This window comes from Streptomyces sp. NPDC029836 (assembly GCF_055574495.1).
Window position 1 is genome coordinate 1 of sequence record NZ_JBVHZI010000006.1, and the last position, 12,356, is coordinate 12,356.

General features: G+C 70.0%; 11 protein-coding genes. 2 read left to right on the forward strand and 9 right to left on the reverse strand.

Translation table 11 applies throughout. The features are described from left to right. Window positions 1–395 precede the first annotated feature (395 nt). The 3 genes from ACZ4XJ_RS18625 to thyX form a co-directional block, all read right to left on the reverse strand. The gene (locus tag ACZ4XJ_RS18625; protein WP_362875975.1) at window positions 396–2,081 is read right to left on the reverse strand and encodes a ribonuclease J; all 1,686 of its coding nucleotides are present in this window, start codon (window positions 2,079–2,081) and stop codon (window positions 396–398) included. 115 nt (window positions 2,082–2,196) lie between these two features. Next, window positions 2,197–3,096 (reverse strand): 4-hydroxy-tetrahydrodipicolinate synthase, encoded by a 900-nt coding sequence (gene dapA / locus ACZ4XJ_RS18630; protein ID WP_362875974.1) that lies wholly within the window; start codon window positions 3,094–3,096, stop codon window positions 2,197–2,199. A 228-nt stretch (window positions 3,097–3,324) separates the two neighbouring features. Beyond that, window positions 3,325–4,065, reverse strand: a complete 741-nt coding sequence (gene thyX, locus ACZ4XJ_RS18635) for an FAD-dependent thymidylate synthase (RefSeq protein WP_362875973.1) — start codon at window positions 4,063–4,065, stop codon at window positions 3,325–3,327. Between the two features lie 237 nt (window positions 4,066–4,302). Between thyX and ACZ4XJ_RS18640 the strand changes: the two genes are divergently transcribed. Both ACZ4XJ_RS18640 and ACZ4XJ_RS18645 read left to right on the forward strand, forming a co-directional pair. After that, window positions 4,303–4,542: a hypothetical protein gene (locus tag ACZ4XJ_RS18640; RefSeq protein WP_362875972.1), complete on the forward strand. Its 240-nt coding sequence runs from the start codon at window positions 4,303–4,305 to the stop codon at window positions 4,540–4,542. 48 nt (window positions 4,543–4,590) lie between these two features. After that, the gene (locus ACZ4XJ_RS18645) at window positions 4,591–5,145 is read left to right on the forward strand and encodes a PH domain-containing protein (RefSeq protein WP_468496767.1); all 555 of its coding nucleotides are present in this window, start codon (window positions 4,591–4,593) and stop codon (window positions 5,143–5,145) included. A 37-nt stretch (window positions 5,146–5,182) separates the two neighbouring features. Here the strand turns inward: ACZ4XJ_RS18645 and ACZ4XJ_RS18650 are convergent, their stop codons facing one another. From ACZ4XJ_RS18650 to eccD, 6 genes are all read right to left on the reverse strand, one after another. After that, complete coding sequence (locus ACZ4XJ_RS18650) at window positions 5,183–5,635, reverse strand: tetratricopeptide repeat protein (protein ID WP_388901780.1); 453 nt, start codon at window positions 5,633–5,635, stop codon at window positions 5,183–5,185. A gap of 15 nt (window positions 5,636–5,650) precedes the next feature. Further along, window positions 5,651–6,403 (reverse strand): 4-hydroxy-tetrahydrodipicolinate reductase, encoded by a 753-nt coding sequence (gene dapB, locus ACZ4XJ_RS18655; RefSeq protein WP_362875969.1) that lies wholly within the window; start codon window positions 6,401–6,403, stop codon window positions 5,651–5,653. A gap of 74 nt (window positions 6,404–6,477) precedes the next feature. Then, window positions 6,478–7,857 carry a M16 family metallopeptidase gene (locus ACZ4XJ_RS18660; RefSeq protein WP_468496768.1) on the reverse strand — a complete coding sequence of 460 codons (1,380 nt, stop codon included), beginning with the start codon at window positions 7,855–7,857 and terminating at the stop codon, window positions 6,478–6,480. Then, complete coding sequence (locus ACZ4XJ_RS18665) at window positions 7,854–10,076, reverse strand: polyribonucleotide nucleotidyltransferase (RefSeq protein WP_362875987.1); 2,223 nt, start codon at window positions 10,074–10,076, stop codon at window positions 7,854–7,856. The genes ACZ4XJ_RS18660 and ACZ4XJ_RS18665 overlap by 4 nt, the downstream gene beginning before the upstream one ends. 284 nt (window positions 10,077–10,360) lie before the next feature. Next, window positions 10,361–10,648, reverse strand: coding sequence for a 30S ribosomal protein S15 (gene rpsO / locus ACZ4XJ_RS18670; protein WP_267011887.1), 288 nt, complete (start codon window positions 10,646–10,648; stop codon window positions 10,361–10,363). A gap of 184 nt (window positions 10,649–10,832) precedes the next feature. Continuing rightward, window positions 10,833–12,299: a type VII secretion integral membrane protein EccD gene (gene eccD / locus ACZ4XJ_RS18675; RefSeq protein WP_468496769.1), complete on the reverse strand. Its 1,467-nt coding sequence runs from the start codon at window positions 12,297–12,299 to the stop codon at window positions 10,833–10,835. Between the last annotated feature and the right edge of the window lie 57 nt (window positions 12,300–12,356).

A 12,356-nucleotide genomic window follows, 5' to 3' on the forward strand; every position in this document is an offset into this window, starting at 1 on the left:
TCACCCTCTCGGGCTTTCCTCCGGGCTTTCGTTCTGTGTTGTTCTGTTCTTGCGTTTCCGACTCTATCAGACTCTCTCGGGCCCGATTTCCTCGGTGCTTTCCAGGTCCTGCGCTTTCGCGCTTTTCCCTTTCCGGCGATTCCGACTCTATCAGATTCATTTCCGTGTCGTTTCCGACGAGGGTTTGAATTCCGATGGCCTTCGGGGGGCCTTTCCCTTTCGGGCGGATCAGACTTTATCAGGTCTCCCTGGGCCATCGATCCCACCCGCTCGCGAACCGTCCGGGCGCACGTATGTGCTCGGGGCCCTGCGAGGTGGAGACGTAAACGTACTGGAGCGGGGCCCCCGGATGCAAATCCGGTTGCCCCGCTCCGGTGTGGTCGCTACGGGCGAGGTCAGACCTCGACCACGACCGGCAGGATCATCGGGCGCCGGCGGTAGCCGTCGGAGACCCACTTGCCCATGATGCGGCGGATCAGCTGCTGGATCTGGTGCGGCTCGGCCACGCCGTCGGCGGCGGCGCGTGCGATGGCTTCCTCGATCTTCGGCAGGATCGCCGTGAAGGCGGAGTCCTCGATGCCGGAGCCGCGGGCCTGCACGGTCGGACCGCTCACGACCTTGCCCGTGGTGCTGTCCACCACGACGAAGACCGAGACGATGCCCTCGTCCCCGAGGATGCGACGGTCCTTGAGCGAGGCCTCGGTCACGTCGCCGACCGAGAGGCCGTCGACGTAGACGTAACCGGCCTGGACCTTGCCCGCGATGCGGGCCTTGCCGTCGATCAGGTCGACGACCACGCCGTCCTCGGCGATGACGATGCGGTCCTTGGGGACACCCGTCATCGCGCCGAGCTCGGCGTTGGCGCGCAGGTGGCGCCATTCGCCGTGCACCGGCATGAGGTTCCGCGGCTTGCAGATGTTGTAGAAGTACAACAGCTCGCCCGCGGAGGCATGACCGGAGACGTGCACCTTGGCGTTGCCCTTGTGCACGACGTTGGCGCCCCAGCGGGTCAGGCCGTTGATCACGCGGTAGACCGCGTTCTCGTTGCCCGGGATCAGGGACGACGCCAGGATCACGGTGTCGCCGGGGACGATCCTGATCTGGTGGTCGCGGTTGGCCATGCGGGACAGGGCCGCCATCGGCTCGCCCTGCGAGCCCGTGCAGACCAGCACGACCTCGTCGTCCGGCAGGTCGTCGAGGGTCTTGACGTCGACGACGAGACCGGCCGGGACCCGGAGGTAGCCCAGGTCACGGGCGATGCCCATGTTGCGGACCATGGAACGGCCGACGAAGGCGACCCGACGGCCGTACTCGTGGGCGGCGTCCAGGATCTGCTGGATGCGGTGCACGTGGCTCGCGAACGAGGCCACGATGATCCGCTTCTGGGCGCTCGCGAAGACGCCGCGGATGGCGTTCGAGATGTCGCGCTCCGGCGGGACGAAGCCCGGGACCTCGGCGTTCGTCGAGTCGGAGAGGAGGAGGTCGATGCCCTCCTCGCTCAGCCGCGCGAACGCGTGGAGGTCGGTCAGTCGGTTGTCCAGCGGGAGCTGGTCCATCTTGAAGTCGCCCGTGCAGACGACCATGCCGGCGCCGGTGCGGATGGCCACGGCCAGGGCGTCCGGGATGGAGTGGTTGACGGCGATGAACTCGCAGTCGAACGGGCCCAGGCCCTCGCGCTCGCCCTCCTTCACCTCAAGGGTGTAGGGGCGGATGCGGTGCTCCTGGAGCTTCGCCTCGATGAGGGCGAGGGTCAGCTTGGAGCCGATCAGCGGGATGTCCGGCTTCTCCCGCAGGAGGTACGGGACGGCGCCGATGTGGTCCTCGTGGCCGTGCGTGAGGACGATGCCCTCGATGTCGTCGAGGCGATCCCGGATGGACGAGAAGTCCGGCAGGATCAGGTCGATGCCGGGCTGCTCCTCCTCGGGGAAGAGGACGCCGCAGTCAACGATCAGCAGGCGACCGTCGAACTCGAAGACGGTCATGTTTCGGCCGATCTCGCCGAGACCGCCCAGCGGGGTGACCCGGAGGCCGCCCTTCGGGAGCTTCGGCGGCGGACCGAGTTCAGGGTGCGGGTGGCTCAAAAGTTTCTCCTTCACCACGCGCGCCACGTACCCCTGAAGGCACGTGGCGCGCATGTCATTCGTGCACTTGCGTTCGTCTGTTGTGGTCTTGCGTGTTCAGTTGTGAAGTCTGTTGTCAGAGCTGTACCCCACCCGCGGCAAGATCGATCTTGAGCTGCGCCGTCTCTTCGGCGGACAGCTCGACCAGCGGGAGTCGCAGCGGGCCCGCGGGCAGGCCCTGCAGGTTCAGCGCGCCCTTGGTGGTCATCACGCCCTGGGTGCGGAACATGCCGGTGAAGACGGGGAGCAGCTTCTGGTGGATCTCGGTGGCCTTCTGCACGTCGCCGCCGAGGTGGGCTTCGAGCATGGCGCGCAGCTCGGGGGTGACCACGTGGCCGACCACCGAGACGAAGCCGACCGCGCCGATCGACAGGAGCGGCAGGTTCAGCATGTCGTCACCCGAGTACCAGGCCAGGCCGCTCTGGGCGATGGCCCAGCCGGCGCGGCCGAGGTCACCCTTGGCGTCCTTGTTGGCAACGATACGGGGGTGCTCGGCGAGCCGGACCAGGGTTTCGGTATCGATCGGGACGCCGCTGCGGCCGGGGATGTCGTAGAGCATGACCGGAAGCCCGGTCGCGTCGGCGATGGCCGTGAAGTGCCGGTAGAGGCCCTCCTGCGGCGGCTTGCTGTAGTACGGGGTGACGGCGAGCAGGCCGTGGGCGCCGGTGCGCTCGGCCTGGCGGGCCAGCTCCAGGGTGTGGCGGGTGTCGTTCGTACCGATGCCGGCGACGACGTGGGCGCGGTCGCCGACCGCCTCCAGTACGGCTCGTACCAGGTCGTTTTTCTCCGCGTCGGTGGTCGTGGGCGACTCACCGGTGGTGCCGTTGATGATCAGGCCGTCGTTGCCTGCGTCCACCAGATGGACGGCGAGACGCTGCGCGCCGTCGAGGTCAAGTGCGCCATCCGCCGTGAACGGCGTGATCATGGCGGTGAGGACCCGCCCGAAGGGGGTCTGCGGAGTCGAGATCGGAGCCATGGGTAACACGCTACTCGCTGCCACGCTCGCGATGTCCCCTCGGGTGACGTCAACAGGGGGAACCTCCGAGTCGTGGCCTCGGAGGTTGTTGGATCCCGGCACTGCCTGCTCGGGGGTTCAAGCAGTGCCGGGTCCGTTTGATCAGCCTAGATGAACTTTGCGAAACGCCGCAATACGGACACTTGGGACTTGTCTCCGTACATGTGTACGCCGCACGTGCGTCGAGCCTTACGGGGCAACGCGGCCGTTGCCGTTGAAGGCGGCGTAGGTCAGCGGCATGAGCCCCGCCCAGTGCTGCTCCATCTTCTCGCCGACCATCTCGATCTCCCGCTGCGGGAAGGACGGGACCGCCGCCAGCTCGTGCTGGGTGCGCAGACCGAGGAAGTGCATGAGCGAGCGCGCGTTGCAGGTGGCGTACATCGAGGAGAAGAGACCGACCGGCAGGACCGAACGGGCGACCTCGCGGGCCACGCCCGCCGCCAGCATCTCCTGGTACGCCTCGTAGGCCTGGCGGTACGAGTCCTCCATGACCCGACCCGTCAGCTCCTGCTGCGCCTCGGTGCCCTCGACGAAGACGTACTTGCCCGGGCGGCCCTCCTGGACGAGCTTGCGCTCGGCGTCGGGGACGTAGAAGACCGGCTGGAGCTCCCTGTAGCGGCCGGACTCCTCGTTGTAGGACCAACCCACGCGGTGCCGCATGAACTCGCGGAAGACGAAGATCGGGGCGCTGATGAAGAACGTCATCGAGTTGTGCTCGAAGGGACTGCCGTGGCGGTCGCGCATCAGGTAGTTGATGAGGCCCTTGGAACGCTCGGGGTCCTTCTGGAGCTCCTCCAGGGACTGCTCGCCGGCCGTGGAGACGCGGGCTGCCCACAGCACGTCGGAGTCGGCGGCGGAGTGCTTCACCAGCTCCACCGTCACCTCGCTACGGAAGCTGGGTTTCAGGTCTGAAGCAGCGGTCTCGCTCACACGGGGTCCTTCCGAACGGTCTTACCTGGGGCGCGCCCACTCTACGGCGCGCACGGTGGGTCCCCGCGCAGCCGCGGAGGGCGCCGGGGTCCCCCGTACAGCTGACGGGGTGCCAAGTTTTTTGGTTGATGTCCCGATTTCAGGCACCGATCGGGGCGTTCGTACGTCCTACAGGGAGAACTTCTTCCGTCCCGCCCCCACGGCCTCCGGGCCCTGATCGTGAGGAGAGTCGCTCCTGTGTTTCGCCGGCGCGAACCCGTCCCGTTCGCCTTCGTCGCCGAGGCCGACCGTTTCCGCAGTAACGTCACTCCGCCGCCGCGCGAGAGTCTGAGCAGGACTCAGATCGCCGCCCGTAGTCTGGTCGGACTGACCGTGGTGGCGGGGCTCGTCGGCTCGTTGCTCCTCGGGATGCCCGCACTGCAGCCGTACGAGGCGACCGGGAAGGCGCAGCAGTCCGAGGCGTCCGAAGGACGGTAGCCTCACGGGCACTGCCCAATCGAACGTGCACGTGAGTGAGGTCCTGCCGTGCCCCTGCCCTTCTTGACGGCCGACGGCGTTTTCGACGTACATGAGGACGAAGCCCTCCCCCACGCGGATCCGGAGCGCTGGCGCCGGCCCTACCGACCCGGTCCCTGGCGCGTGGCCGGAGCGGCCGTACTGCTCCTGCTGGCGGCCTTCATGCTGCTGGCCACGATGATCATCGCCTTCGCGGGCACCTGGCTGGGCGCGGGCGTCGGCCTGGCCGCCTCGCTCCTCGTCGTCGGCTCCGCGCTGCGGATCCTCCGTACGGGCGTCTGGGTGAGCCCGTACGGGCTGCGACGGGTCGGGTTCTTCCGGACCCGTTCCGTCGCATGGAGCCAGATCGACGCCATCCGTACGGTGCAGCAGCCGGTGCGCTGGCTGGGGCTGCCCCGGACCGTCCAGGGTCAGGCCCTGACGGTGGCCGGCAGTTCCGGTCCGGGGCTGCCGGTCCTGCTGACCGACCACAACGCCGACTTCCTGTCCCGGGGCGAGGCCTTCGACCGGGCCGCCGGGACGCTGGAGGCGTGGGCGCGGGAGTACCGCCCCGTACCGGCCTGACGCGCCGCGGACGCCGCCGGAAAGCCCGTACGGGGAATCAGACCCGTACGGGCTTTCCCGCGTGCAGGGCGATGGCGCGCTGCATCGCCTTGCGGGCGCGCGGGGTGTCGCGGGCGTCGTGGTAGGCGACGGCGAGGCGGAACCAACTGCGCCAGTCCCCCGGCGCGTCCTCGGTCTCGGCCTTGCGGCGCGCGAAGACCTCGTCGGCGGAGTCCCGCAGGATCCGGCCGTACTCGTCGCGCTCCAACTCGTCCTCGGGCAGGCCGCCCTCGGCCTCCAGTTCGGTCGCGAGCTGGTTGGCCCGGGTGACGAACTGGGTGTTCTTCCAGAGGAACCACACGCCGATGACGGGGAGGATCAGCACGGCCACGCCGAAGGTGACGGTGATCCAGGTGCCCTGCCGGAGCAGCATCAGCCCCCGGCTGCCGACCAGGACGAAGTAGACGACCAGGACGGCGGCCGTGATGAAGTAGGTGATCTTCGCGCGCATGGGACTACTGCCTCATCAGCCGAGGTCGAGGAAGTTTTCCAGGCCGAAGGTGAGGCCCGGGGTCTGCGTCACGCGGCGCACGCCGAGCAGGATGCCCGGCATGAAGCTGCTGTGGTGCAGGGAGTCGTGTCGGATGGTGAGGGTCTCGCCCTCGCTGCCGAGCAGCACCTCCTGGTGGGCCAGCAGGCCCCGGAGGCGGACGGCGTGCACCGGGACCCCGTCGACGTCCGCGCCGCGGGCGCCGTCGAGGGCGGTGGTGGTGGCGTCGGGCTGCGCGCCGAGACCGGCCTCGGCGCGGGCGGCCGCGATGAGCTGCGCCGTGCGGGTCGCGGTGCCGGAGGGCGCGTCGACCTTCTTCGGGTGGTGCAGTTCGACCACTTCGACGGATTCGAAGTAGCGGGCGGCCTGGACGGCGAACTTCATGGTGAGGACGGCGCCGATGGAGAAGTTCGGGGCGATGAGCACCCCGGTCTCCGGCGAGCCGGCCAGCCAGGTGTTCAGCTGCCCGAGGCGGTCCTCGGTCCAGCCGGTGGTGCCGACGACGCCGTGGATGCCGTGGCGGACGAGGAAGTCCAGGTTCTCCATCACGGAGTCGGGCGTGGTCAGCTCGACCACGACCTGGGCGCCGGCCTCGGCCAGCGTCTCCAGCTTGTCGCCGCGGCCGAGGGCCGCCACCAGCTCCATGTCCTCGGCGGCCTCGACGGCCTTGACCGCCTCGGAGCCGATGCGGCCCCGGGCGCCGAGGACCGCCACGCGCAGCTTGCTCATGTTCCGTCCTTAAGTGTGTGCGGCCTCAAGTGTGTGCAGCCTTGTTACGGGTACGGGCCGGAGCCCGTACGGAGCTAGGCGACCGCTTCGTCGAGGCGGGCGGCCTGCTTCTCCTTCAGCGGGCCGATCACCGCGAGGGAGGGGCGCCGGGCGAGTACGTCCCGGGCGACCGCGCGGACGTCGTCCGGGGTCACGGCGGCGATCCGGGCCAGCATGTCGTCGACGGACATCTGGTCGCCCCAGCAGAGCTCGCTCTTGCCGATGCGGTTCATGATCGCGCCGGTGTCCTCCAGGCCGAGGACGGTGGAGCCGGAGAGCTGGCCGATGGCGCGGCGGATCTCGTCGTCGTCGAGGCCGTCGGTGGCGACCTTGTCCAGTTCGTCGCGGCAGATCCGCAGCACGTCGTGGACCTGGTTGGGCCGGCAGCCGGCGTAGACGCCGAACAGGCCGGTGTCGGCGAAACCCGAGGTGTACGAGTACACGCTGTAGGCCAGTCCGCGCTTCTCGCGGACCTCCTGGAAGAGGCGGGAGGACATGCCTCCGCCGAGGGCGGTGTTCAGGACGCCCAGGGCCCAGCGGCGTTCGTCGGTGCGGGCGAGGCCCGGCATGCCGAGGACGACGTGCGCCTGCTCGGTCCTGCGGTTGACGAGTTCGACCCGGCCGGCGGTGCGGATCCGCTTGGTGCCGGTACGGGGGCCCACGGGCTCGGCGTCGGTGCGGGTGAGCGCGCCGGCCTTCTCGAAGGCCGCGCGGACCTGGCGTACGACCTTGTCGTGGTCGACGTTGCCGGCCGCGGCGACGACCAGGCGGGTCGGATCGTAGTGCTTCTTGTAGAAGCGGCGGATCCGGTCGGCGCCGAGGGCGTTGATCGTGTCGACGGTGCCGAGGACGGGGCGGCCGAGCGGCGAGTCCCCGTACATGGTCCGGGCGAACAGGTCGTGGACCACGTCGCCCGGATCGTCCTCGGTCATCGCGATCTCTTCGAGGATGACGCCGCGTTCGGCGACGACGTCCTCCTCGCGGATCAGCGAGCCGGTGAGCATGTCGCAGACCACGTCGATGGCCAGCGGCAGGTCGGTGTCGAGCACCCGGGCGTAGTAGCAGGTGTACTCCTTCGCCGTGAAGGCGTTCATCTCCCCGCCGACCGCGTCGATCGCGGAGGAGATGTCGAGGGCACTGCGCTTGTCGGTGCCCTTGAAGAGGAGGTGCTCCAGGTAGTGGGTGGCTCCGTTGAGCGTGGGCGTCTCGTCCCGGGAGCCCACGTTCGCCCAGATGCCGAAGGTGGCGGAGCGGACGGAGGGCAGCGTCTCGGTGACGATGCGCAGTCCGCCGGGCAGGACGGTGCGTCGGACGGTGCCGATGCCGTTCTGCCCCTTGAGCAGGGTTTGGGTACGGGCGACGGCCCGCCCCTCCGAAGAGGGGCGGGCCGTCACACGGGAACTACGCGACGTCACTTGTCGGAGTCGTCCTTGTCAGCGTCGTCACCGGCGGCCTCGCCGTCGATCACGGGGATCAGGGACAGCTTGCCGCGCTGGTCGATCTCGGCGATCTCGACCTGCACCTTGGCGCCGACCGCGAGCACGTCCTCGACGTTCTCCACGCGCTTGCCACCGGCGAGCTTGCGGATCTGCGAGATGTGCAGCAGGCCGTCCTTGCCGGGCATGAGGGAGACGAAGGCACCGAAGGTGGTGGTCTTGACGACCGTACCCAGGTACCGCTCGCCGACCTCCGGCATGGTCGGGTTGGCGATCGCGTTGATCGTGGCGCGGGCGGCCTCGGCGGCCGGGCCGTCGGAGGCACCGATGTAGATGGTGCCGTCGTCCTCGATCGTGATCTCGGCGCCGGTGTCCTCCTGGATCTGGTTGATCATCTTGCCCTTGGGGCCGATGACCTCACCGATCTTGTCCACGGGGATCTTGACCGTGATGATCCGCGGGGCGTTCGGGGACATCTCGTCCGGCGTGTCGATCGCTTCCATCATCACGTCGAGGATGTGGAGGCGGGCGTCACGGGCCTGCGTCAGGGCCGCGGCCAGGACGGAGGCGGGGATGCCGTCGAGCTTGGTGTCGAGCTGGAGCGCGGTGACGAACTCCTTGGTGCCGGCGACCTTGAAGTCCATGTCGCCGAACGCGTCCTCCGCACCGAGGATGTCGGTGAGGGCGACGTAGTGGGTCTTGCCGTCGATCTCCTGGGAGATCAGGCCCATGGCGATGCCGGCGACGGGGGCCTTGAGGGGCACACCGGCGTTCAGCAGCGACATGGTGGAGGCGCAGACCGAACCCATGGACGTCGAACCGTTGGAGCCGAGGGCCTCGGACACCTGACGGATCGCGTAGGGGAACTCCTCGCGGGTCGGCAGGACCGGCACGATCGCGCGCTCGGCGAGCGCGCCGTGGCCGATCTCGCGGCGCTTCGGCGAACCGACGCGGCCGGTCTCGCCGACGGAGTACGGCGGGAAGTTGTAGTTGTGCATGTAGCGCTTGCGGGTCACCGGGGAGAGGGTGTCCAGCTGCTGCTCCATGCGGAGCATGTTGAGGGTGGTGACGCCCAGGATCTGGGTCTCGCCACGCTCGAACAGCGCCGAGCCGTGCACGCGCGGGATGGCCTCGACCTCGGCGGCGAGGGTACGGATGTCCGTGAGCCCGCGGCCGTCGATGCGGACCTTGTCCTTGATGACGCGCTCGCGGACCACGGCCTTGGTCAGGCTGCGGTAGGCGGCGGAGATCTCCTTCTCGCGGCCCTCGAAGGCCGGGAGGAGCTTCGCGGCGGCGATCTCCTTGACGCGGTCCAGCTCGGCCTCGCGCTCCTGCTTGCCCGCGATGGTCAGCGCCTGGGTGAGCTCGCCCTTGACCGCGGCCGAGAGGGCCTCGAACACGTCGTCCTGGTAGTCCAGGAAGACCGGGAACTCGCCCTCGGGCTTGGCGGCCTTGGCGGCCAGGTCGGCCTGGGCCTTGCAGAGGACCTTGATGAAGGGCTTCGCGGCGTCCAGACCGGAGGCGACGATCTCCTCGGTCGGCGCCTCGGCGCCGCCCTTGACGAGGGCGATGGTCTTCTCGGTGGCCTCGGCCTCGACCATCATGATCGCGACGTCGCCGTCTTCGAGGGTGCGACCCGCGACGACCATGTCGAAGACGGCGTCCTCGAGCTCGGTGTGCGTCGGGAAGGCGACCCACTGGCCGCGGATCAGCGCGACGCGGACGCCGCCGATCGGGCCGGAGAAGGGCAGGCCGGCCAGCTGGGTGGACGCGGACGCGGCGTTGATCGCGACGACGTCGTACAGGTGGTCGGGGTTGAGCGCCATGATCGTCGCGACGACCTGGATCTCGTTGCGCAGGCCCTTCTTGAAGGACGGGCGCAGCGGGCGGTCGATCAGGCGGCAGGTGAGGATCGCGTCCTCGGAGGGCCGGCCCTCACGACGGAAGAAGGAGCCGGGGATCTTGCCGGCCGCGTACTGCCGCTCCTCGACGTCCACCGTGAGGGGGAAGAAGTCGAGCTGGTCCTTGGGCTTCTTCGACGCGGTGGTGGCGGACAGCACCATCGTGTCGTCGTCCAGGTAGGCAACGGCGGAGCCGGCGGCCTGGCGGGCCAGACGGCCCGTCTCGAAGCGGATGGTGCGGGTGCCGAAGGAACCGTTGTCAATGACGGCCTCGGCGTAGTGGGTCTCGTTCTCCACTAGCGATATCTCCATTTTCGTCGTCTCCGTCCGCCACCCGTGTGGTGGTGGACGGTTGCGGAGAAGCGCTCCTGGCGTGCGGGCCGGTCTTCGATCGAAGCACCCGGTTCTCTGCCCTCCTGGGGCTTTCCGGATGCCACTACCGAGGACCGGCGGCGTAGGGAGGGCGCTCCTCCTCTTCCTCTTGTGCGCTGTCCCCAGACTACAAAGCGTCCGGTACCTCGCGCACGTACAGCAAAGGGAGCGGCCCCATCGTCGTGGGCACCGCTCCCCTCACAGCGTCTTTACTTGGCGCCGGCCGCACCGCGACGGATGCCGAGGCGCTCGACCAGCGCGCGGAAGCGCTGGATGTCCTTCTTGGCCAGGTACTGCAGCAGGCGGCGACGCTGGCCGACCAGGATCAGCAGACCACGACGGGAGTGGTGGTCGTGCTTGTGGGTCTTGAGGTGCTCGGTCAGGTCCGAGATGCGGCGGGACAGCATCGCGACCTGGACCTCGGGGGAGCCGGTGTCGCCCTCCTTGGCACCAAACTCTGCGATGAGCTGCTTCTTCACTGCGGCGTCGAGCGGCACGCGTACTCCTCGTAATAGGTCTTCGTTGCCATCGAGTGCCCCAGGTCGAATTCTCTGGGGATCTTCCGTGACTCGGGAGGCGGGGTCCGCTGAGCGCAGTCCACAGACCCTCTGTCGAGGAGTCCGGCGGACGCGTACACAAACGGCCGTAACACAGCGTACCAGGCGTGCGGGTCCCGCCGTCTCAGCCGGTGAGCGAGCGGACGCGGCCGTGGATGTCGAGCACGGCCAGGGTCAGCGGGACCAGACCGAGCAGTACGGCGGCCTCGGTGAGGTCGAGCAGCCGTCCCCAGAAGGGTGACAGGCCCGTGCGGGGGATGACAAGCGCAATTCCCGTGAGGAGGGCCGCACCGGCGGCGAGGCCGGCGCAGAGCCAGAGCGTACGGAGGTCCCGGCCGGCGCCCTGGGGGTCGGCGGCGACCGCCAGGGCCAGGGCGAGCAGGGCGATCGCGGCGATGCCGGCGGTGAGGGCGACGGCAACCTGCGCGGTGCGGCGGAAGAGGCGGGCCCGCAGGAGCATCGCCAGTCCGGTGGCGAGGGCGAGCAGCCGGGCCCACGAGTCGTCCGAGGCGCCGAGGACGGCGGCGGAGCCGACGGCGACGGCCGCGCAGCCGCCCAGCAGGCCGAGGAGCAGTTCGTGGCCCCGGCGGGCCCGGGCGGCGATGAGGTCGGCGTCGAGGAGGCGGGCCGGGCCGGGGTCGGGGCCGTCACCGTACGGATCGGGGTCGGGGGTGGTGGCGTACGAGGCGTCCTCGGTCGCGTCGCGGGGGGACGCGTAGCCGATGGGCAGCCGGGCGCCGCGGGCCGCGAGGCCGGGGAGGAAGGCGACCAGCCCGATGGCGACGGGGGCGCAGACGGCGGCGACTCCGGTCGCGGAGGCTCCGGTGGTGAGGGCGGCGAAGCCGGCGAGGGCGCCGGCGCAGGCGAGGAGGGCGGCGGCGACGAAGGGGGCGTCGCCCTGCGGGCTGAGGGCGATCAGGGCGACGGAGGCGACGAGGACGCAGACGCTGCCGAGGAGGAACTGGAGGCGGCCCGGTCCGGCGCCGGGTGCGGGGGCGACGAGGCCGGCGCCCGCGATCATCAGGAGCGGGAGGGCGCCGAGGCCGAGGGCGGCGGCGCAGGCCCGGTCGTGGTGGACGCGGGCGCGCGCCCCGGCGGCGGCGGTCAGGGCGAGGCCGAGAGCGGCGGCGATGACGCCGGGCAGGCCGTGCACGTCGTGGCGGACCGGGTCGGCGCACCACAGCACGACGGCGAGCAGGGCGAGGAGGAGGGCGGCGCCCGCCAGGCCCGCGCCGCGCAGCATGCCGTCGTCCCAGCGGCGGCGGTCGCGGACGACGGCGGAGGCGACGGCGTCGCAGACGTCGTCGAACACGGCGGGCGGCAGGGACTCGGCGAAGGGCCGCAGGTTGAGCACCTCGCCGTCGAGGACCTGCTGGGCGGCCAGGGTGCGGGCGCCGTCGAGGACGGCGCCGGTGCGGCGTACGAGGTGGAAGCCGGCGGGGGCGCCGACGGGCTGCGGCGGGCGGGTCAGGCGCAGCAGTTCGGGGTACACGTCGGCGACGGCGAGGTCCTCCGGAAGGGCGACGTCGACGCGGCTGTCGGGGGCCACGACGGTGACCCTGCGAAATCCCGTCGATCCGGCCGTGTTCACCTGTGTGACCTCCTTGTCGGCGCCCCGCGGCGGCCTCCGGTTCGGTCGCGCGCGGGC